The sequence below is a fragment of the Microbacterium testaceum genome, from assembly GCF_003075375.1.
In the GTDB taxonomy this organism is placed as follows: Bacteria; Actinomycetota; Actinomycetes; order Actinomycetales; family Microbacteriaceae; genus Microbacterium; species Microbacterium testaceum_E.
In genome coordinates this window covers 111,190-130,801 of record NZ_QDFT01000003.1, presented here as the reverse complement: position 1 = coordinate 130,801, position 19,612 = coordinate 111,190, and the positions used below count along the sequence as shown (strand labels likewise).

Annotated in this window: 20 protein-coding genes; 12 read left to right on the top strand and 8 right to left on the bottom strand. The window is 70.0% G+C overall.

Annotation, left to right across the window (positions count from 1 at the left end; genetic code table 11):
• The first annotated feature begins 22 nt into the window (after positions 1 to 22).
• The 8 genes from DC432_RS02250 to DC432_RS02215 all read left to right on the top strand — a co-directional run bounded on the left by DC432_RS02250 (position 23) and on the right by DC432_RS02215 (position 7,824).
• On the top strand, positions 23 to 925 hold the full coding sequence (locus DC432_RS02250) for a F0F1 ATP synthase subunit gamma (RefSeq protein ID WP_116536502.1): 903 nt from the start codon (positions 23 to 25) through the stop codon (positions 923 to 925).
• Positions 926 to 947: 22 nt separating this feature from the next.
• Positions 948 to 2,396, top strand: a complete 1,449-nt coding sequence (gene atpD, locus DC432_RS02245) for a F0F1 ATP synthase subunit beta (protein WP_108318023.1) — start codon at positions 948 to 950, stop codon at positions 2,394 to 2,396.
• Position 2,397: 1 nt separating this feature from the next.
• Positions 2,398 to 2,658 (top strand): F0F1 ATP synthase subunit epsilon, encoded by a 261-nt coding sequence (locus DC432_RS02240; RefSeq protein ID WP_108318024.1) that lies wholly within the window; start codon positions 2,398 to 2,400, stop codon positions 2,656 to 2,658.
• 71 nt (positions 2,659 to 2,729) lie between these two features.
• On the top strand, positions 2,730 to 3,479 hold the full coding sequence (locus tag DC432_RS02235) for a YaaA family protein (protein ID WP_116536501.1): 750 nt from the start codon (positions 2,730 to 2,732) through the stop codon (positions 3,477 to 3,479).
• A 107-nt stretch (positions 3,480 to 3,586) separates the two neighbouring features.
• Positions 3,587 to 4,309, top strand: a complete 723-nt coding sequence (locus DC432_RS02230; RefSeq protein WP_243392984.1) for a DUF5684 domain-containing protein — start codon at positions 3,587 to 3,589, stop codon at positions 4,307 to 4,309.
• Positions 4,310 to 4,376: 67 nt separating this feature from the next.
• Positions 4,377 to 5,357, top strand: a complete 981-nt coding sequence (locus DC432_RS02225; protein WP_116536500.1) for an aldo/keto reductase — start codon at positions 4,377 to 4,379, stop codon at positions 5,355 to 5,357.
• A 115-nt stretch (positions 5,358 to 5,472) separates the two neighbouring features.
• On the top strand, positions 5,473 to 6,246 hold the full coding sequence (locus tag DC432_RS02220; RefSeq protein WP_108317532.1) for a PP2C family protein-serine/threonine phosphatase: 774 nt from the start codon (positions 5,473 to 5,475) through the stop codon (positions 6,244 to 6,246).
• Positions 6,247 to 6,291: 45 nt separating this feature from the next.
• Positions 6,292 to 7,824 (top strand): APC family permease, encoded by a 1,533-nt coding sequence (locus DC432_RS02215; protein WP_116536499.1) that lies wholly within the window; start codon positions 6,292 to 6,294, stop codon positions 7,822 to 7,824.
• A gap of 15 nt (positions 7,825 to 7,839) precedes the next feature.
• Here DC432_RS02215 and DC432_RS02210 read toward each other — a convergent pair whose 3' ends face one another.
• Positions 7,840 to 8,823 carry an asparaginase gene (locus tag DC432_RS02210; protein WP_116536498.1) on the bottom strand — a complete coding sequence of 328 codons (984 nt, stop codon included), beginning with the start codon at positions 8,821 to 8,823 and terminating at the stop codon, positions 7,840 to 7,842.
• A 73-nt stretch (positions 8,824 to 8,896) separates the two neighbouring features.
• Here DC432_RS02210 and DC432_RS02205 point away from each other — a divergent pair, with 73 nt between their 5' ends.
• Together DC432_RS02205 and DC432_RS02200 are read left to right on the top strand one after the other, a co-directional pair.
• A complete protein-coding gene (locus DC432_RS02205; protein ID WP_116536497.1) occupies positions 8,897 to 9,367 on the top strand; it encodes an OsmC family protein in 471 nt (156 codons plus the stop codon).
• A gap of 47 nt (positions 9,368 to 9,414) precedes the next feature.
• Positions 9,415 to 9,894, top strand: a complete 480-nt coding sequence (locus DC432_RS02200; RefSeq protein WP_116536496.1) for a hypothetical protein — start codon at positions 9,415 to 9,417, stop codon at positions 9,892 to 9,894.
• 120 nt (positions 9,895 to 10,014) lie between these two features.
• On the opposite strand, the gene glpK is transcribed toward DC432_RS02200, so the two are convergent.
• From glpK to DC432_RS02185, 3 genes are all read right to left on the bottom strand, one after another.
• Positions 10,015 to 11,526 (bottom strand): glycerol kinase GlpK, encoded by a 1,512-nt coding sequence (glpK, locus tag DC432_RS02195; RefSeq protein ID WP_116536495.1) that lies wholly within the window; start codon positions 11,524 to 11,526, stop codon positions 10,015 to 10,017.
• 96 nt (positions 11,527 to 11,622) lie between these two features.
• Positions 11,623 to 12,378, bottom strand: a complete 756-nt coding sequence (locus tag DC432_RS02190) for an MIP/aquaporin family protein (RefSeq protein WP_108317844.1) — start codon at positions 12,376 to 12,378, stop codon at positions 11,623 to 11,625.
• A gap of 121 nt (positions 12,379 to 12,499) precedes the next feature.
• The gene (locus tag DC432_RS02185) at positions 12,500 to 14,218 is read right to left on the bottom strand and encodes a glycerol-3-phosphate dehydrogenase/oxidase (protein WP_116536494.1); all 1,719 of its coding nucleotides are present in this window, start codon (positions 14,216 to 14,218) and stop codon (positions 12,500 to 12,502) included.
• Positions 14,219 to 14,330: 112 nt separating this feature from the next.
• Here DC432_RS02185 and DC432_RS02180 point away from each other — a divergent pair, with 112 nt between their 5' ends.
• A complete protein-coding gene (locus DC432_RS02180; RefSeq protein WP_116536493.1) occupies positions 14,331 to 15,296 on the top strand; it encodes a sugar-binding transcriptional regulator in 966 nt (321 codons plus the stop codon).
• Positions 15,297 to 15,320: 24 nt separating this feature from the next.
• On the opposite strand, the gene dhaM is transcribed toward DC432_RS02180, so the two are convergent.
• The 4 genes from dhaM to DC432_RS02160 all read right to left on the bottom strand — a co-directional run bounded on the left by dhaM (position 15,321) and on the right by DC432_RS02160 (position 18,472).
• Positions 15,321 to 16,052 (bottom strand): dihydroxyacetone kinase phosphoryl donor subunit DhaM, encoded by a 732-nt coding sequence (gene dhaM / locus DC432_RS02175; protein ID WP_116536492.1) that lies wholly within the window; start codon positions 16,050 to 16,052, stop codon positions 15,321 to 15,323.
• A complete protein-coding gene (gene dhaL / locus DC432_RS02170; RefSeq protein WP_116536519.1) occupies positions 16,049 to 16,684 on the bottom strand; it encodes a dihydroxyacetone kinase subunit DhaL in 636 nt (211 codons plus the stop codon). Before dhaL ends, dhaM begins: the two co-directional genes overlap by 4 nt.
• The gene (gene dhaK, locus DC432_RS02165; protein ID WP_116536491.1) at positions 16,681 to 17,676 is read right to left on the bottom strand and encodes a dihydroxyacetone kinase subunit DhaK; all 996 of its coding nucleotides are present in this window, start codon (positions 17,674 to 17,676) and stop codon (positions 16,681 to 16,683) included. The genes dhaL and dhaK overlap by 4 nt, the downstream gene beginning before the upstream one ends.
• A gap of 94 nt (positions 17,677 to 17,770) precedes the next feature.
• Positions 17,771 to 18,472 carry a lysophospholipid acyltransferase family protein gene (locus DC432_RS02160; RefSeq protein WP_243392986.1) on the bottom strand — a complete coding sequence of 234 codons (702 nt, stop codon included), beginning with the start codon at positions 18,470 to 18,472 and terminating at the stop codon, positions 17,771 to 17,773.
• A 125-nt stretch (positions 18,473 to 18,597) separates the two neighbouring features.
• Here DC432_RS02160 and DC432_RS02155 point away from each other — a divergent pair, with 125 nt between their 5' ends.
• Positions 18,598 to 19,608 carry an FKBP-type peptidyl-prolyl cis-trans isomerase gene (locus DC432_RS02155; protein ID WP_133177869.1) on the top strand — a complete coding sequence of 337 codons (1,011 nt, stop codon included), beginning with the start codon at positions 18,598 to 18,600 and terminating at the stop codon, positions 19,606 to 19,608.
• The last annotated feature ends 4 nt before the right edge of the window (positions 19,609 to 19,612 follow it).

The window sequence follows — 19,612 nt, the reverse complement described above, 5'->3', positions numbered from 1 at the left end:
CGGCGACCTGAGGACGTTAATCATGGGCGCACAACTGCGGGTCTACAAGCAGAAGATCAGTTCTGCTCAGACGACCAAGAAGATCACCAAGGCGATGGAGCTCATCGCGGCCTCGCGCATCCAGAAGGCGATGGCGCGTGTGCGCGCGGCATCTCCCTTCGCGCGGGCCGTCACGAGCGCCGTCTCGGCGGTCGCCACGCATTCCTCCGTCGATCACCCGCTGACGACCGAGCGCGAGAACATCCGTCGCTCGGCCGTGGTCATCTTCACCTCCGACCGCGGCCTCGCCGGCGCGTTCAACTCGCAGATCCTCCGCGAGGGTCTCGAGCTGGCCGAGCTGCTGCGCTCGCAGGGCAAAGAGGTCGTCTACTACCTCGTGGGTCGCAAGGCCGTCGGATACTTCCAGTTCCGCCGCATGCCGAGCGTCGCGCAGTGGGTGGGCGACACCGACACCCCGCAGTTCTCGACGGCCGAAGAGATCTCGGATGCCGTGATCCAGGCCTACCGTGCCGGTGGCGAGAACGAGGGTGGCGTCGACGAGATTCACCTCGTGTACAACCGCTTCGTCAGCATGATGACGCAGTCGCCCGAATCGGTGCGTCTGCTCCCTCTCGAGGTGCTCGAGGCCGATGAGGCCCCGGCGCAGTCCGAGGTCTACCCGCTCTACGAGTTTGAGCCGGACGCCGAGACGGTTCTCGACGCGCTCCTGCCGACGTACGTCCAGAGCCGTATCTTCAACGCCCTGCTGCAGTCGTCGGCCGCCAAGCACGCCGCGACCCAGAAGGCGATGAAGTCGGCCAGCGACAACGCCGACAAGCTCATCACCGACTACACCCGTCTGCGCAACAACGCGCGTCAGGCGGAGATCACGCAGCAGATCGCCGAGATCGTCGGCGGCGCCGATGCTCTGTCATCCGGCAAGTAAGTTCCCAAGGAGAGAAGAAGCCATGAGCCTCACCGCCGAGAAGACCGACGCGGCCGTCGTCGGACGCGTCGCGCGCGTCACCGGCCCGGTCGTCGACATCGAGTTCCCGCATGACGCGATCCCCGAGATCTACAACGCGCTGAAGACCACGATCACCATCGGTGACGAGTCGACCGAGATCACCCTCGAGGTCGCGCAGCACCTGGGCGACGACCTCGTCCGCGCCATCGCCCTCAAGCCCACCGACGGCATCGTCCGCGGCCAGGAAGTGCGCGACACCGGCGGCCCCATCTCGGTGCCCGTCGGCGACGTCACCAAGGGCAAGGTGTTCGACGTCACCGGAGAGGTGCTCAACGGCGTTCCCGGCGAGACCATCGAGGTCACCGAGCGCTGGGGCATCCACCGCAAGGCGCCCAGCTTCGACCAGCTCGAGTCCAAGACCGAGATGTTCGAGACCGGCATCAAGTCGATCGACCTGCTCACCCCCTACGTGCAGGGTGGAAAGATCGGTCTGTTCGGCGGCGCCGGCGTCGGCAAGACCGTCCTCATCCAGGAGATGATCCAGCGCGTCGCGCAGGACCACGGTGGCGTCTCGGTGTTCGCCGGTGTCGGCGAGCGCACCCGTGAGGGCAACGACCTCATCGGCGAGATGGAAGAGGCGGGCGTCTTCGACAAGACCGCCCTCGTGTTCGGCCAGATGGACGAGCCGCCGGGGACGCGTCTGCGCGTCGCCCTGTCGGCCCTGACGATGGCGGAGTACTTCCGCGACGTGCAGAAGCAGGACGTGCTGCTGTTCATCGACAACATCTTCCGCTTCACGCAGGCCGGTTCCGAGGTCTCCACGCTGCTGGGCCGCATGCCCTCCGCCGTGGGTTACCAGCCGAACCTCGCCGACGAGATGGGTGTGCTCCAGGAGCGCATCACCTCGACGCGTGGTCACTCGATCACGTCGCTGCAGGCCATCTACGTCCCCGCCGACGACTACACCGACCCGGCTCCGGCGACGACGTTCGCGCACCTCGACGCGACCACCGAGCTGTCGCGTGAGATCGCTTCGAAGGGTCTGTACCCGGCCATCGACCCGCTGACATCGACCAGCCGCATCCTCGACCCGCGCTACATCGGTGCCGACCACTACCGCGTCGCCACCAACGTGAAGCAGATCCTCCAGAAGAACAAGGAACTGCAGGAGATCATCGCCATCCTCGGTGTCGACGAGCTCTCCGAGGAAGACAAGATCGTCGTGTCGCGTGCACGTCGCATCCAGCAGTTCCTCTCGCAGAACACCTACATGGCCAAGAAGTTCACCGGCGTCGAGGGCTCCACGGTCCCGATCAAGGAGACCATCGAGTCGTTCGACGCGATCGTCAAGGGTGACTTCGACCACGTCGCCGAGCAGGCGTTCTTCAACGTCGGTGGCATCTCCGACGTCGAGGCCAAGTGGGCGCAGATCCAGAAGGAGAACGGCTGACATGTCGTTGCGCGTGAGCCTGGTGTCGGCCGACGCCGAGGTGTGGACGGGAGAGGCCTCGCTCGTCGTGGCCAAGACCGTCGAGGGTGAGATCGGCTTCATGCAGGGGCATGAGCCGGTGCTCGCGATCCTCGCCCAGGGCGAGGTGCGCATCACCCGCGCCGACGGCACGAAGATCCTGGCCAACGCCGAGGACGGCTTCCTGTCGATGGCGAACGACGAGCTCACGATCGTCGCCGGAAACGCGGCCCTCGTCTCCTGACATCGCTTCATCCCGACGCGCGTCGCCCGAACACTCGGGCGGCGCGCGTCGGTCGTTTCACCGGAGGTTCCATGCTGGTCCTGCTTCCCCCGTCCGAGACCAAACGCCCCGGGGGCGAGGGTGCGCCTGTCGATGTGGACGGGCTCGCGCTGCCCGCGCTCCGTCCCCAACGCGTCGCCGTCGTCGATGCCCTCGTCGCCCTGTCCGCCGACGAGGACGAGGCCGCTCGCGTCCTCAAACTCAGCGCGAAGCGACGTCACGAGATCGCCGACAACGCCGCGCTGCGCACCGCCGCGACCATGCCCGCGATCGACCGGTACACCGGCGTCCTCTTCGACGCATTGGATGCCGGAACCCTCGACGAGGCCGCCCGTTCCTGGCTGGGTGGGCACGTCGGCATCCATTCCGCGCCCTTCGGACCCGTGGGGGCGCTCGACCTCATCCCCGCCTACCGCCTGGCGGCGGGGACCAGCCTGCCCGGCGTCCCTCCTCTGCGACGCGTCTGGGCGGCGGCGGTCACCGAGGCTCTGCGCGCGTCCGCTCCGACGTTCGTGCTCGATCTGCGGTCGGAGGCGTACGTCGCGCTGGGACCCGTTCCCGTCGAACTGCCCACGGCCTACGTGCGCGTCGTGACGGCGGGGGAGGCGGGGGCCGTACGCGCCCTCAACCACTTCAACAAGCACGCGAAGGGCGACCTCGTCCGCTCGCTCGCGCGGACAGGTCCGCGCATCGGGGGCCTCGACGACCTGTTCGACTGGGCCGGCGTCAACGGGTGGACGCTGCGCCCGGGCGCACCGGGCGAGATCCACCTCGTCGTGTGACACGCAGCGCGGGGGATTTCAGCGAACACTCAGGTTCGCTAGCATGTGTCGCGCGGGAGACACCCGCCGGTGGCGCCGACGAGCGTCCGCCGTTCGAGAGGATCGAAGTGGACATCAACTATCTCGCATATTCCGACTACGGGGCGCCGAGCGCGGGCGAGGCGGCGTTCCTGGCCATCGCGTATCTGTTCCTTTTCCTGTTCGCCATCGCCGGCTACCTCATCACGTCGTTCCTGCTGATGCGCATCTTCGACAAGGCGGGTGTGCAGGGCAAGTGGCGCGCGTGGGTGCCGCTGTACAACTACCTCGTCTTCGCCAAGCTCGGTGACGTCTCGCCGTGGGTCGTCCTCGGCCTCGCCGTGGCGAGCGCCATCCCGATCCTCAACTTCCTGGCGGGTCTGGGGCTCGTCGTGGCGCTGATCATGATCTCGTACCGCGTGAACGCGAAGTTCGGTCGCGATTGGCCCCTTCTGCTGCTGTTCATCCTGGGCCCGCTCGGCCAGTGGATCTTCCTCGCGATCCTGGCGTTCGGCAGCAACCCGTGGAACCCCGCGATCCGTCCCGCCCCCTGGGCGAACAGCTTCATCGCCGACAAGACCGTCTGGAACGGCATCCCCGTCCAGCCCGGTCAGCCCGTCGCCGGTGGCCCGAACGGCCCCGGCTACGGTGGCCCCGGCTACGGCGGCTCGGCCTACGGCACCCCGCCGGCCCCGCCCGCCTCGGGGGCCACGCCTCCGCCGCCGGCCCCGCCCGCGCAGGGATTCACGCCGCCGCCCGCTTCGGGCACCACGCCTCCGCCGCCGGCCCCGCCGGCCGGACCCCGGGTCTGACCCGATCGCGCTGAGCTCCCCGCCACGGCGGGGAGCTCAGTCGTTCCCGCGGGGCTAGCGTGGAGGCATGACCTCCGCCGCCCTTCCCCTCCGTCCCGTCGGTCGCTCCGGACTCCGTGTCTCGGCCGTGGGCCTCGGCTGCAACAACTTCGGTCGGGCCGGAACGGCCACCGAGACCCTCGAGGGGACCCGTGCCGTCCTCGACGCCGCGATCGAGGCGGGCGTGACCTTCCTCGACACCGCCGACGTCTACGGCCGCGAGCCCGGCCTGTCCGAGAGCCTCATGGGAGAAGCACTGCAGGGGCGCCGCGACCGGGTCGTGCTCGCCACGAAGTTCGGCCATGCCGATCTCGCCCCCGCGCTGATCGGCGGGGCGAAGGCGTCGCGCGCCCACGTCCGGCGGGCCGTCGAGGCGTCCCTGCGTCGCCTGCGGACGGACTGGATCGACCTCTACCAGCTGCACACGCCCGACCCGACGACCCCGATCGACGAGACGCTCGACGTGCTGGACGACCTCATCCGCGAGGGCAAGGTGCGCTACATCGGCCACTCGAACTTCTCGGGCTGGCAGATCGCGGATGCCGATCACCGCGCGACGGGCGAGCGTTTCGTGTCCGCGCAGAACCAGTACAGCCTGCTCTCCCGCGCCGTCGAGCGCGAGGTGCTGCCCGCGGTCGAGCATTTCGGGCTGGGGTTCCTGCCGTTCTTCCCCCTCCACAACGGCCTGCTCACCGGCAAGTTCACCCGCGACGGCGGACCCGAGGGCAGCCGCATCATGCGCCGGCGCCCGCACCTGTGGCGCGATGCACCGTGGGACGCCCTCGAGCGGTACGAGGCGTTCTGCGCACAGCGCGGCATCACCATGCTCGAAGCCACCTTCGGATGGTTCCTCGCCCATCCGCTCGTGTCGAGTGTGATCGCGGGGGCGACGAGTCCCGAGCAGGTCCGCGCCAACGCGGCGGCCGCGACGGCCTGGACGCCCACCGCGGACGAGGTCGCCGAGATCGACGGCATCCTGCCCCTTCCCGCCGACCCCGCCGCGGGATGAGCGGCTCGACGGTGGTCGCACGCGGCGCCTCCCCGGAACCGGCCCGGGCGTCGACTAGGATGACAAAGCCGTGCGTACCCGCCGGCGTAGCTGTCGGCCAACCGGAGGATCGTTCGTGCCCGAGGTGACCACACACACGCGCAGCGTCCCCCTGGACGACGGCACCCTCGATCTGGCCTGGGCCGCGACCACCGACACGGGTCGGCGGCGGGAAGTGAACCAGGATGCCGTCCTCGCGGACTACCCTCTCTTCGTCGTCGCCGACGGGATGGGCGGGCACCTCGGCGGCGAGATCGCCAGCGCGAGCACGGTCGACCGCCTGCGGGCCATGGTGGCCGGCGGGAGCGTTTCGACCAAGAACATCGAGAAGGCGCTGTCGCGCGCGGTGAAGGACATCATCTCGCACCCCGAGACGACCGACGAGGGCACGGGCACGACGCTGACCGGCGTGTACCTCGAGACCCACACCGACGAACCCCACTGGGTGACGCTCAACATCGGCGATTCGCGGGTATATCTGCTGCGCGACGGCGAGATCGTCCAGGTCACGACAGACCATTCCGTGGTGCAGGAGCTCATCGCCGCGGGCCGGTTGAGCCCCGAAGAGGCCGAGAACCACCCCTACGGCAACGTCATCACGCGGGCCGTCGGCCCCAGCGACAGCGTCAAACCCGATTACCTGCGCCTCGACGTGCTCGACGGCGACCGCTTCGTGATCTGCTCCGACGGGCTCACCAAAGAGCTGACCGACTTCGGCATCCGGCACTTCCTCGAGGCCAACAGCGACCCGGCCGCCGCCGTCGAGGCGATGCTGGCCGCCGCGCTCGAGAACGGCGGCCGCGACAACATCACGATCGTCGTCCTCGACGTCGCCCGTCGCACCGCCTGAGAATATTCCTTGACCGCGGCCAGCCGCGGATTCTACGTTCGGCATATGACCTCCGCACCCGAACGGACCGACGGCAAGGGACTGGCCAGCGGCACTCTGGGGCTCTGGGGCTCGACCGTCATCGGTCTGGCATCCACCGCCCCCGTGTACTCGCTCGTCGCCACCCTGGGTTTCGTCGTCCTCGCGGTGGGCGCCCAAGCCCCCATCGCCTTCGTCCTGGCCTTCATCCCGATGCTGTTCATCGCCTTCGCGTACCGCGAGCTGAACAACGACGTCCCGGACTGCGGGACGACCTTCACGTGGGGGACGAAGGCGTTCGGCCCGTGGGTCGGGTGGATGGGCGGCTGGGGCGTGGCCGTGGCGGGCATGGTGGTGCTGGCCAACCTGTCGCAGATCGCGGGCATCTACCTGTGGACCCTCGTCGGCGACGGCTCGCTGGCCGAGAACGTCCCGCTCGTCACGGCGACGGGTGTGGTCTTCATCGCCGCGATGACGTACGTCAGCTACCGCGGCGTCGAGATCGGCGAGCGCATCCAGAACGTCCTGCTCGCGGTGCAGTACCTCGTCCTCGCGCTGTTCGTCGTGCTGGCGCTGTGGAAGTTCTTCGACGGGACCGCCCCGAACCCGACGCCCTTCGACCTCGCCTGGTTCAACCCGCTGGGATTCACCGACTGGAGCGGGTTCACCGAGGCCGTGCTGCTCGCCCTGTTCATCTACTGGGGCTGGGACACCTGCCTCGCCCTCAACGAGGAGACGAAGGACCCCAAGCGCATCCCCGGTCGGGCCGCGCTCCTGACCACCGTCATCCTGCTCGGTACGTACGTCACCGTCACGGTGGCGGCGATGATGTACGCGGGAGTGGGGGAGGACGGTGCGGGCCTGGCCAATCCCGACAACGCCGACGACGTGTTCCTGGCCCTGAAGGACGGCCTCTTCGGTCCGTTCGGGTGGCTGCTGGTGGTGGCGGTGCTCATCTCGGCGGTTTCGTCGACGCAGACGACCATCCTCCCCACCGCGCGTGGCACGCTGGCGATGGCGGCGTACAAGGCCCTGCCGGAGCGGTTCCGCACGGTGCACCCGACGTACCGCACGCCGTCGTTCTCGACCCTGGTGATGGGGATCGTCGCGAGCGTCTACTACATCGGCATGACGATCATCAGCGACAACATCCTGCAGGACTCGATCCTGTCGCTGGGCCTGGCAATCGCGTTCTACTACGCGATGACCGGCTACGCGTGCGTCTGGTACTTCCGCCGGGAGCTGTTCTCGTCGGCGAAGAACCTCGTCTACCGCGGCGTCCTGCCCCTGCTCGGAGCGCTCATGCTGACCTACGCCTTCGTGCAGTCCGCGATCGACATGTGGGACCCCGAGTACGGCAACACCGTCCTGTTCGGAATCGGGGGGACCTTCGTGGTGGGTATCGGCGCGCTCGCCATCGGCGTGGTGCTGATGCTGGTCTGGTACGCGTTCGCGGGGTCGAAGCCGTTCTTCCGCGGCGAGAGCCTGAACCGCGACACCGAGGTGCTCGTGCCCGAGGAGCCGATCGCCTACCCGCGCTCGGTCGACGGCGGCATCTGAGACCGCCGGTCGGCGTCAGACCGCGGAGCGGATGGCGCCGACCTCGCGGCCGCCGCCCGAGATGCTCAGCGGCAGCAGGGCGAGGGTGTCCGCGACGTCCTGAGCCGAGAGGGCTCCGACCCGCTCGAGCAGGCGCAACGCCACCGCCCATCCGGCCCGGTTGGATCCGTCGAGCATCTTCAGCGCGACCGTGGTGCCGTCGGGAGCCGTCATGACCTGCACGCCCTCGGCGCCCATCTTGCTGAAGACGCCCAGGCGCTCGATGACGACGGTGTCGGGGCGCCCGGGACCGTCGATGGTCCAGGCGTTCTCGCGCACCGCGCGCACCAGGGTGCCGGCACTGCGGTGCAGGGCGAACGGCGAGCGCTCGGACGACGTGGCGATGCGCTGGATCGCCCGCGCCAGACCGACCAGGCTCATGGCGTAGACCGGGGCGCCGCAGCCGTCGATCGCCGTCGTCGTCATGCGTTCGCCGACGAGACGCTCGATCACCTCGCGGATGTGCACCTGCAGCGGGTGCTGCACGTCGAGGTACCCCTCGGTGGGCCAGCCGTTGGCCACGCACGTCACGAGCATGGCGGCGTGCTTGCCCGAGCAGTTCATGCGCAGCGGTGACGGCGCGGCGTGATCGCGCACCATCTCGTCGCGCGAGGCGGTGTCGGTGGGCCACGCGGCGGGGCACCCCAGGTCGTCCTCGGTGAGACCGGCGGACTGCAGGATGCCGCGGGCGACCTCGGCGTGACGTTCGGTGCCGCAGTGGCTCGCCATCGCGATCGCGAGGCGCTCGTCGGCGAGCTCGGCCCCGGCCGACAGGCACGCGAGCGCCTGGAGCGGCTTCATGCTCGACCGGGGGAGGAACGCGGCGGTCACCTCGCCCAGGGCCAGCTTCTCGGTGCCGTCGGGGGCGAGCACGACGGCGACGCCGTGATGGCGTGACTCGACGAAGCCGTTGCGTTCGACGACGGCGAGTTCGACGGAGGCGGGGGGCGTGGCGGGCATCCGACCATCGTATCCCGGCGGGTCCGGCGTTCCTCCGGCCCGCGCGGGCGCGGGGGAGGGGCAGACTGGGGACATGAACGGAGAGCACCACTACCGCCTGCGCTCGACCTGGACCGGTGATCGCGGCACCGGGACGAGCGGCTATCGCGACTACGACCGCGCCGTCACGCTCGAGGTCGACGGGAAGCCCGCGATCGCGGCATCCGCCGACAAGCCCTTCCGCGGCGACCCCGCCAAGTGGAACCCCGAGGAGCTGCTGCTCGCGGCGCTCAGCGAATGCCACCTGTTGTCGTACCTGCACGCGTGCGTCACGACCGGTGTCGTGGTGACCGGGTACGAGGACGACGCGTCGGGGACGCTGCAGGAGGACGGCAACAGCGGAGGAGCGTTCACCGAGGTGGTGCTGCGACCCCGGGTGCGCGTCGCCGAGGAGTCGATGGTCGAGGCCGCGACCGCCGCCCATCGCCAGGCCCGCGAGTGGTGCTTCATCGCCAACTCGGTGAACTTCCCCGTGCGCCACGAGCCGGTGGTCACCGTCGGCTGACGGGGCGGTGCGACGGGCGTTCCGGCTGCGCGTCGTATTGTGAGCGCATGCAGCTCGAACCCGCCCTCCGCCGCCTCGACCGGATCGCCGGAGGTCGTCAGGCCGACCACCGCGTCGCGGTCTCGGACGATCCGAAGGTGCGCCGTGCGTTCACGGCGATCACCGTCCTGCTGGGGGCGGGCTTCGTCCTGGGGCTGGCGACGGTCGTCGTCGCCCTGGTGATGACGAGCCGCGGCGACGACGTCGGTTTCTCCGTGTGGATGCGGTGCCTGGTGGTGCTCGCCATCACGACGACGCTGTTCTATTTCCTCTGGCGCGCGCGGGCGGGGTGGTACTGGGCGTTCCGGCGCCTGCAGCTGTTCAGCCGCATCTTCCCGGTGGTCGCCCTCGTGCTCGCGGCGATCCCGGGGCTCTATCCGTTCTGGGTGGTCACCGAGCAGATCCTGTTCGCGCTCCTGCTGATCGGCGTGAGCGACTACCTGCAGTCCGACACCATGCGGGCGGCGTTCCCCAAGCCGCGGCGCTGAGGGGACGGCATCCGGATGCCGTGACCCGGCCGCCCCGCACGGGCCCGGGGACCGCGGCCGCCGGAGACGACGGAACCCCGCCGGCACGGGGCCGACGGGGTTCCGATGTTCACGCGGGGATCACTCCACGTCGTCGTCGACCCAGTCCATCGACTTGGTGACGGCCTTCTTCCACAGGCGCAGCTGGCGGTCGCGCTCGCCGCCGTCCATGTCGGGCTCCCAGCGCTTGTCCTCCTGCCAGTTGGCACGCAGGTCGTCCAGGTTGTCCCAGAACCCGACCGCGAGGCCCGCGGCGTACGCGGCGCCCAGGGCGGTGGTCTCGGCGACCACCGGGCGAACGACCGGCACGCCGAGGATGTCGGCCTGGAACTGCATCAGCGCGTCGTTGGCGGTCATGCCGCCGTCGACCTTGAGCTCGGCCAGGTCGACGCCCGAGTCGGCGTTGACCGCGTCGAGCACCTCGCGCGACTGGAAGGCCGTGGCCTCCAGAGCGGCGCGGGCGATGTGACCGCGGTTGACGTAACGCGTCATGCCGACGATCGCGCCGCGCGCGTCCGGACGCCAGTAGGGCGCGAACAGGCCCGAGAACGCCGGCACGAAGTACACGCCGCCGTTGTCGTCCACGCTCGAGGCGAGGGCCTCGACCTCGGGGGCCGACGAGATGATCCCGAGCTGGTCGCGCAGCCACTGGATGAGCGAACCGGTCACGGCGATCGACCCCTCGAGCGCGTAGCGCGCCGGCTGGTCGCCCAGCTTGTAGCCGAGGGTCGTGAGCAGACCGTTCTTGGAGTGGACGATCTCTTCACCCGTCTGGAAGATGAGGAAGTTGCCCGTGCCGTAGGTGTTCTTGCTCTCGCCCGGGTCGAAGGCGGCCTGGCCGAAGGTCGCGGCCTGCTGATCGCCCAGGATGCCGGCGATCGGCGTCTCGCGCAGCAGCGACGAGGACTCGACGGTGCCGTACACCTCGGACGAGGAGCGGATCTCGGGGAGCATCGAGGCGGGCACGCCGAAGTCGGCGAGGATGTCCTCGCGCCACGACAGCGTCTCGAGGTCCATGAAGAGCGTGCGGCTGGCGTTGGTGACGTCGGTGGCGTGCACGCCGCCGTCGATGCCGCCCGTGAGGTTCCACAGCACCCAGGTGTCGGTGGTGCCGAACAGCAGGTCGCCGGCTTCGGCCTTCTCGCGCGCTCCGTCGACGTTCTCGAGGATCCACACGATCTTGGTGCCCGAGAAGTAGGTCGCCAGGGGCAGGCCGACGATGCTCTTGTAGCGCTCCGGGTCGCCGTCGGCGAGGCGGTCGACGATCGTCTGCGTGCGGGTGTCCTGCCAGACGATGGCGTTGTACACGGGCTTGCCGGTGTTCTTGTCCCAGACCACCGCGGTTTCGCGCTGGTTGGTGATGCCGACGGCGGCGATGTCGTGGCGGGTGATGTCGGCGCGGCTCAGGGCGAGGCCGATCACTTCCTGGGTGTTGCGCCAGATCTCGAGGGGATCGTGCTCGACCCACCCGGCGCGCGGGAAGATCTGCTCGTGCTCCTTCTGTCCGACGGAGACGACGCTCCCGGACTTGTCGAAGATCATCGCGCGCGTCGAGGTCGTGCCCTGGTCGATGGCGAGGACGTAGTCGGCCATGGATGGACTCCTTTGTCTTGTTCGTTAAGTGGTGAAGGTGTGACGTGGAGAGGGGGCGCCGCGCGAGCGTCGACGCCCCCGGGAGGAGAAGGTGGGTTACTTGCCCAGGCCCAGCAGGACAGGAGCGAGCACACCCGCGAGCAGACCGCCGACGAGGGGGCCGGCCACGGGGACCCAGGCGTAGCCCCAGTCGCTCGATCCCTTGCCCTTGATGGGCAGGATCGCGTGGGCGATGCGGGGGCCGAGGTCGCGAGCGGGGTTGATGGCGTAACCGGTGGGTCCGCCGAGCGAGGCGCCGATGCCGACCACGAGCAGGGCGACCGGAACGGCGGCAAGGCCCCCGATGCCTCCGGGCACGCCGATGTCGGCCACGCCGTAGTCGCTGAAGCCGAAGATCACGAACACCAGCACGAAGGTCGCGATGACCTCGGTGAGGAAGTTGAAACCGTACGAGCGGATCGCCGGTCCCGTCGAGAACACGCCGAGCTTGGCGGCGGGGTCGGGCTCGTCGTCGAAGTGCTGCTTGTACGAGGCCCAGGCCAGCACGGCACCGATGATCGCGCCGACCAGCTGCGCAGCGACGGCGACCAGGAACTGGACGAAGCCGATCTTGCCCGCCACCAGCAGGCCGATCGACACGGCGGGGTTCAGCTGCGCACCGGAGTACGCCGAGACGATGACACCGGCGAAGACCGCCAGGCCCCAGCCCCAGTTGACCATCAGGGTTCCGCCGGCATTGCCCTTGGTCTTGGCGAGGGCGACGTTGGCCACCACGCCGCAACCCAACAGGATCAGCATCGCGGTGCCCACCACCTCCGAGAGGAAGTACAGCCCCAGGTTCACTTCTTGCATGTCGTCATCGACCTTTCTTCTGACACCCGGACACCTTCGGCTCGGGTGGTGATGCGGCTCGGTGATCCGAACCTATGGGGCGCGTGCGGGCGTGCAACAGACGGCACGCCCGCACGTTCTCTCAGATTCGAGCGACCCCGGCCTGAGCGAGATCGACGCGGTGCGCCGACCGCAGGATCTCGGTGGTGCGGGTCACCTCGTCGTCGATGCGCGCGGCGTCCCAGCCGAGCGGGCCGGCGACGGCCTCGGCGACCTCGCGCAGCGTGCGCTCGGTCATCCCGCCGACGAAGGCGAGGTGCGTGCGGCGCAGCAGCACGTCGATCAGGTGCACGACCTGCTCGTTCTCGGCGATCCAGGCGAGCTCCTCGCGGTAGTACCCGGGGGCGTCCTCGACCGGCGTCGGCTCGGCCGGCAGGGCGGCGAGGATCACGTCGGCGCGGGTGCCGTACCGCTCGAGCATGGCATCCACGAGCTCCGCCGAGTGCGCATTCGTGCGGGCCGAGATCCAGCGACGCCGCTGTTCGGGCGTGGACGGGAATCCGGCTCCGCCACCGATCGACAGCCCCTGGGTGCTCACACGGTGCGGACGACGGAGCTTCTGCAGCGTCTTCATGCTGAGGTGCTCGGCGAGGGCGCGGAAGGTGGTCCACTTACCGCCGACGAGGCTCATGGCGGGCACGCCCGCGATCTCGTCCTCGACGATGCGGTAGTCGCGCGAGACGAAGCCCGGGGCCGTGTCGTCGTGCCGGGGGAGGGGGCGGATGCCGGAGAAGGTGTAGACGATCTGCGAACGGTCGACGCCCACGGTGGGGAAGACGTGGCCGATCAGGTCGAAGAAGTACTCGATCTCGTCGTCGGTGCAGACGACCGGCTTGCCGGGGTCGGCGTCGATGTCGGTCGTGCCGACGAGGACGCGGTCCTTGAGCGGGTAGATCAGCACGATGCGGCCGTCGGAGTGCTCGAAGAAGATCTCGCGTCCGCCGGTGGCGGCGAGCAGCTCGGGGTTGTCGAGGACGATGTGCGAGCCCTTGGTGCCGCCCATGAACTGGGTCTTGAGCCCCATGGCCTCGTTGGCGAGGTCGGTCCAGGGGCCGGCGGTGTTCAGGATGACCTTGGCCTTGACGCTGAACTCCTCGCCCGAGACCTCGTCGCGCACGCGCACGCCGTTCGCGTCGGCGCCGACGGCCGAGACGTAGTTGACGGCCTGCGTGCGGCCCGCGCCCGCCTCGATGCCGTCGCGCAGGACGTCGAGCGCGATGCGCTCGGGGTCGTGCATCGACGCGTCGAAGTAGGTGGCCGTGTAGGCGAGGTTGTTGTTGAGCTGGGGCAGCTCGGCGAGCGACTTCTTCTTTCCCAGGAACTTGTGGCGGGGAACGGTGCCGCCGTCGCGCGAGAAGGTGTCGTACATGATCAGGCCGACCTTGATCAGCAGGGCGCCGCGCTCGTTGGGCTTGCCGCGACCGTGCGTCACCAGCAGGCGGAACGGAGCGGAGAGGATGCCCGAGAACGTCTTGTAGATCGGAATCGTCGTCTCGAGCGGCTTGACGTAGTGGGGGGCCGTCTTGAGGAGGTCGTTGCGCTCGGTGACCGCCTCTTTGACCAGGCGGAACTCGCCGTTCTCGAGGTAGCGGATGCCGCCGTGCACCATGTGGCTCGATGCCGACGACGCACCGGAGACGAAGTCCCCGCGCTCGACGAGCGCGACGCTCACGCCCTGCAGGGCCAGGTCGCGCAGGGTGGCGAGGCCGTTGATGCCTCCACCGATGATGAGGACGTCGAGGTCCTCGGCGTCACGGAGCGCCTGGACGTCGGCGCGGAGCGGAGAAGCGGGAGACGACATGTCGACTGCGACCTTTCGTTGTTTGTACGACGATCAGGATGCGCCCGTCTGCACGTTGTTGCAAGCCCCTTGAACAAACGTGCACAATGGTATCCATGCATGAGGATCGATCGTGACGACGGCGGCGGAGGAGCGTTCCCGAGACGCTCTGCGTGCGGCGCAGCTGTACTACATGCAGGACCTCACGATGGATGCCATCGCCCATGAGATGCGGGTGTCGCGCTCCTCGGTGTCGCGCCTGCTGCAGCACGCCCGCGACGTCGGACTCGTCACGATCTCGATCAGTCCGCCCGACGACGCCCGCGGGCAGATGGCGCAGCGCATCGCCGACCGCTTCGGCATCACCGCCCACGTCGTCCCCACCCCCACCCGCACCTCCGAGGCCGAACGCCTGGAGCGCACGGCGCTGACGGCGGCACGCATCCTCGCCGAGCGGGTCGAGTCGTCCATGACGGTGGGCGTCGCGTGGGGCTCGACCCTCTCGGCGGTCGCCCGCCACGTTCCGCTCAAGGACGTCCACGACACGCACATCGTGCAGATGAACGGCGCCGCGAACGTGCGGACCTCCGGCATCCCCTATGCGGGGGAGATCCTGTCGAAGTTCGGCGCGGCCTGGTCGTCGTCGGTGCACCAGTTCCCGGTGCCGGCCCTCTTCGACGACCCCCGGACCAAGCAGGCGATGTGGCGCGAGCGCTCCGTGCGCTCCGTGCTCGAGATCCAGCAGCGCGTGGGCCTGTTCGTCTTCGGCCTCGGATCACCGCACGCCGACGTGCCGTCGCACGTGTACAGCGGTGACTACTTCGACGAGCGCGACCGCGCGGTCATCGAGCGCGAGGGGATCGTGGGAGACTGCGCCACCGTCTTCTACCGCGCCGACGGGTCCAGCGACGTGCCCGAGCTGAACGAACGCTCCAGCGGGCCCGACCTCGACACCGTCCGCCGCATCCCGCGCCGGTTCTGCGTGGTGTCGAGCCTGTCGAAGCTCGACGGGCTGCGCGGCGCACTCGCCGCCGACCTCATCACCGAGCTCGTCGTCGAGGAATCGCTCGCCCGGCGCCTGCTCAGCGTCACGCGCTGAGACGTCGACGGGTCGAGGCGGCGCTCAGCGCTCGCCGAAGCCGTCGTCGATGAGCGCGCGCAGCTCGTCCAGCGCCTGTCGCGCCTGCGGGCCCGTCGCGCGGACGCGCACCCGTGCCCCTTGCCGCACCCCCAGCGCCATGAGCGCGAGCAGACTGCGCGCCGACACCTCGTCGGAGCCGGCGTCGAGGTCCTCGATGCGGACGTCCGCGTCGTAGCGCGACGCCGCCTTGACGAACGTCGCCGCGGGCCGCGCGTGCAGGCCCGAGGGGTTCACCACGACGGTCTCGAAGAACGTGTCGTCGCCCTCCCGCACCGCAGGCTCATCGGGGGCGGGGGATGCCGGGGACCCGCCGTCGTCGCCGAGGTGGACGCGTTTCGCCTCGGCGGCGCCGCGGATCTCCGCGGCGACCGTGTCCAAGTCGGCACCGCCCGCGGCGGTCACCACCGCGGCCACGAGACCCTCGACGAACGGCGCGGAGCTGAGCGTCACGCGGTCCGGGGATGCCACGAACTCGAGAGCCGTCTCGGCGCTCAGGAGCGCGGACCCCAGATCCATCAGCACCAGCACCCCGTCGCCGCCGTCGGCGTCGTCGATCGCGGCTGCGATGGCCACGGCATCCGTGCCCAGATCGCCGTCGGGACCTCCGGCGGCGACGCGGACGCGGGGCGGGTCCTCTCCGCCCATCTGCAGAGCGAGCTCGACGGCCGCCTCTGCCAGGGCGCGACTGTGCGAGACCGCGACGATGCCGATCACTCGGTGCCCGCCAGGGTGTCGCGCAGCGCTTCGAGCAGCAGCGTCGCCGAGGCGGCGCCGGGGTCGAGGTGCCCGGCGCTGCGCTCGCCGAGGTAGCTGGCCCGGCCCTTGCGCGCCACGAGCGGGACCGTGGCGTCCCGCCCACGGGCGGCCGCCTCGGCCGCGGCGCGGGCAGCGTCCGCCGCAGAGCCGCTCGCGGCGGCGTCCCAGGCGTCGAGGGCGGGGGTCAGGGCGTCGATCATCGTCTTGTCGCCGACCTCGGCCTTGCCACGGGCGACGACCCCCTCGACGCCGGCGCGCAGCGCCGCGCCCAGGGCGGTGGCATCCATCTGCTCCGCCGACGCGAGAGCGGGGCCCATGCGCAGGAACAGGGTTCCGTACAGGGGGCCGCTCGCCCCGCCGACGGTCGACACCAGCGTCATCCCGACGGTCTTGAACAACTCGGCCGGGGTCGCGGGGGCGGGGTCGAGTCTGGCGACGACCGCGTCGAGGCCGCGCGCCATGTTGGAGCCGTGGTCCGCGTCGCCGATCTCGGAGTCGAGGCGGGTCAACTCGTCCTTGTGGGCGGCGACGGCATCGCGGAACGCGCGGATCCACGCGACGAGGTCGTCGGTCGACACGGCGCCGCTCATGCGCCCCACCGCAGGCCCGGCGTCACGACGGGAGCGTCCCACAGGCGGAGCATCTCGTCGTCGGCCTTCACGACGGTGAGCGAGACGCCCGCCATGTCGAGGCTCGTGATGTAGTCGCCGATCAGCACCCGCTGCGCGTCGATGCCGGCCGCGGTCAGCAGGGGGGCGATCTCGCCGTAGAGCAGGTACTGCTCGATCAGCGGCGTGGCGCCCAGGCCCGACAGCAGCACGATCGCGGGCCCGACGGCGTCGCCGAAGTCGTGGACGATCGGGTCGACCAGCAGCTTCGCGATCTCGCGAGCCGAGGCGAGCTTCACGCGCGTGCGGCCGGGCTCGCCGTGGATGCCGACGCCGACCTCCATCTCGTCGTCGGGGAGCTCGAACGTCGGTCGGCCCGCCGCGGGAACGGTGCAGCTGGTCAGCGCGACGCCCATCGAGCGGCCGGCTGCCGAGACGCGGCGCGCGAGCGCGGCGACCGCGGCCAGGTCGGCGCCCTCCTCGGCGAGGGCGCCCACGATCTTCTCGAGGACGACGGTGGTGCCCGTTCCGCGACGACCGGCGGTCCAGGTCGAATCCTGCACGGCCACGTCGTCGGCCACCAGGACGGACTCGACCTCGACGCCCTCGGCGGCGGCGAGCTCGGCGGCCATCTCGAAGTTGAGCACATCGCCGGTGTAGTTCTTCACGATGTGCAGCACCCCGGCTCCGGAGTCGGCCGCCTGCGTCGCCGCCAGCACCTGGTCGGGGGTCGGAGAGGTGAACACCTCTCCTGCCGCGGCGGCGTCGAGCATGCCCCGGCCGACGAAGCCGCCGTGCATCGGCTCATGTCCCGAACCGCCGCCCGACACCAGCGCCACCTTGCCCGCGCGCGTCGGTTCGGCGCGCAGGATGACCCGGTTCTCGGCATCCACGCGCAGCTCGGGGTGTGCCGCGCCGATACCGCGCAAGGCCTCGGCCAGCACGTCTGCCGGGTCGTTGACGAACTTCTTCACGGTGCCTCCTCGTTGTGGCGTCGACGGTTCGGGCCGTCCTCCACGACGATGCTCGTCGGCGCGCCCCGCGTCAAGGGCGACCGGCGAGCCGTGCTCAGAGACGTTCGTGCGGAAGGACCTGCTTGATGCGCTCGATCGGGTTCTGCGCGGGCGCCTCGTTGTACGCGTTGGCCAGCTCCTGCCCGCTGAGGGCGTGGATAGCGGCCATGATCTCGTCGGTCGCCCCGCGCCGAGCGCGCCCCGACGAGGCGGGACCGTGCGGCGAGACGTCGAGCGGCGTCCCGAAGCGCACCGTGATGCGCTCCTTCGTGCTGGGGAACTTCGCACCCACGGGCATGGCCTTGTCGGTGCCGATCAAACCCACCGGAACGACGGGGGCACCGGTCTGCAGCGCGAGGAACGCCACCCCGGTGCGGCCCTTGTACAGGCGCCCGTCGAGCGACCGGGTGCCCTCGGGGTAGAGGGCGACCGCGCGGCCGTCCTCGAGCAGCACCCGCTGCTGGTCGAGGGCGTCGAGCGCCTTCTGGCCCGCGCCGCGCTCGACGGGGATCGCGCCGATGGCGGTGAAGAACTGCCGAGACGCCCACTTCTCGAAGTACGCCGACTTCGCCATGAAGTGCACGGGACGCGGAGCGGCGACCGGGATCGCGATCGAGTCGATGAACGACAGGTGGTTGCTGGCGAAGATCACGGGTCCCGTACGCGGGACGTTCTCGCGCCCCTCGACGCGGGGGCGGTAGACCGCACGAGCCAGGGGAGCGATGAGGAAGCGCCCCAGTCCGTACGCGGCGCCCATCTGCTGCGGCTCTGCGGCGGGGGTTTCGGCGGAGGGGTCGGAACTCACCCGACGACTTTACTCGCCGCCGCATTCCCGGGCGTGCATGGGGGCGGACACGGCCCTCTCAGCCACGCCAAAGCGTCATGCGCAAGGATGGAGGCTTCCCGATCCCCTTCGAGAGGTCTGCCGTGCGCTTCCGCCCGATCGCTTCCCTGTCCGTCGCCGCCGCCGCGGCGCTGCTGCTCGCGGGCTGCTCGGGCTCGCCCGATCAGGCGCAGACTCCGGATGCCACGGGCTCGGCCGACGCCGGGCAGTGCCAAAGCGCCCTCACCGAGGCACCGGCCCCCGAGGGGCTCGAGGTGTCGGGCGACTTCCAGTCCAAGGTGACGGTCGACCTGCCCGCGGGGTACAACCCGACCGAGCTCCAGCGCACGACGCTCGTCGAGGGCTCGGGTCAGGAGGTCCGCGCCGGTGACGTGCTGAAGGCCAACTACACCCTCATCGACGCCGCCTCCGGCCAGGTGCAGCTGCAGTCGCTCGACACCGCCCCCGACGGCATGGACACGCTCATCGCGTCGCAGCAGATCTTCGGTGCGGCCCTGGAGTGCTCGACGATCGGTTCGCGCACCGTGTCGTCGTTCCCCGCCGGGACGCTCGGCGAGGGCTCGCCCGCCTTCGTCCTCGTCGCCGACGCCATCTCGGAGCAGCCCACGCGCGCCGAGGGCGCCGAGGTCGCCCCGGTCGAGGGTCTGCCCACCGTCACGTTCGACGACGACGGCGCGCCGACCATCACCATGCCCTCCACCCCGGCTCCGACCGAGGTGCGCATCGAGAACCTGCGCCAGGGCACCGGCGACGTCGTCAACCCCGGCGACCAGGTGATCGTGCAGTACACCGGTGCGCTGTACGACGGTGGCACCGTCTTCGACTCCAGCTGGGAGCGCGGCACCCCCGCGCAGTTCGTCACCAACCAGGTGGTGGACGGCTTCCGTCAGGCGCTCGAGGGACAGACCGTCGGCTCGCAGGTGCTCGTGGTCATCCCGCCCGCCCAGGGGTACGGCGACCAGGCGCAGGGAGAGATCCCGGCCAACTCCACGCTCGTGTTCGTGGTCGACATCCTCGGCGTCCAGCACGCCACCGCAGCCGGTCAGTAGGCTG

Coding starts and splice junctions, on each gene's coding strand:
- DC432_RS02240 (WP_108318024.1), top strand. CDS start 2,398: ATGTCGTTGCGCGTGAGCCTGGTGTCGGCCGACGCCGAGGTGTGGACG.
- DC432_RS02210 (WP_116536498.1), bottom strand. CDS start 8,823: ATGCCCGCCACGCCCCCCGCCTCCGTCGAACTCGCCGTCGTCGAACGC.
- glpK (WP_116536495.1), bottom strand. CDS start 11,526: ATGGCCGACTACGTCCTCGCCATCGACCAGGGCACGACCTCGACGCGC.
- DC432_RS02160 (WP_243392986.1), bottom strand. CDS start 18,472: ATGGGCGCCGCGTACGGACTGGGGCGCTTCCTCATCGCTCCCCTGGCT.
- atpD (WP_108318023.1), top strand. CDS start 948: ATGAGCCTCACCGCCGAGAAGACCGACGCGGCCGTCGTCGGACGCGTC.
- DC432_RS02185 (WP_116536494.1), bottom strand. CDS start 14,218: ATGTCGTCTCCCGCTTCTCCGCTCCGCGCCGACGTCCAGGCGCTCCGT.
- DC432_RS02205 (WP_116536497.1), top strand. CDS start 8,897: ATGAACGGAGAGCACCACTACCGCCTGCGCTCGACCTGGACCGGTGAT.
- dhaL (WP_116536519.1), bottom strand. CDS start 16,684: ATGAGCGGCGCCGTGTCGACCGACGACCTCGTCGCGTGGATCCGCGCG.
- DC432_RS02215 (WP_116536499.1), top strand. CDS start 6,292: ATGACCTCCGCACCCGAACGGACCGACGGCAAGGGACTGGCCAGCGGC.
- DC432_RS02200 (WP_116536496.1), top strand. CDS start 9,415: ATGCAGCTCGAACCCGCCCTCCGCCGCCTCGACCGGATCGCCGGAGGT.
- DC432_RS02235 (WP_116536501.1), top strand. CDS start 2,730: ATGCTGGTCCTGCTTCCCCCGTCCGAGACCAAACGCCCCGGGGGCGAG.
- DC432_RS02155 (WP_133177869.1), top strand. CDS start 18,598: ATGCGCAAGGATGGAGGCTTCCCGATCCCCTTCGAGAGGTCTGCCGTG.
- DC432_RS02225 (WP_116536500.1), top strand. CDS start 4,377: ATGACCTCCGCCGCCCTTCCCCTCCGTCCCGTCGGTCGCTCCGGACTC.
- DC432_RS02250 (WP_116536502.1), top strand. CDS start 23: ATGGGCGCACAACTGCGGGTCTACAAGCAGAAGATCAGTTCTGCTCAG.
- DC432_RS02190 (WP_108317844.1), bottom strand. CDS start 12,378: ATGCAAGAAGTGAACCTGGGGCTGTACTTCCTCTCGGAGGTGGTGGGC.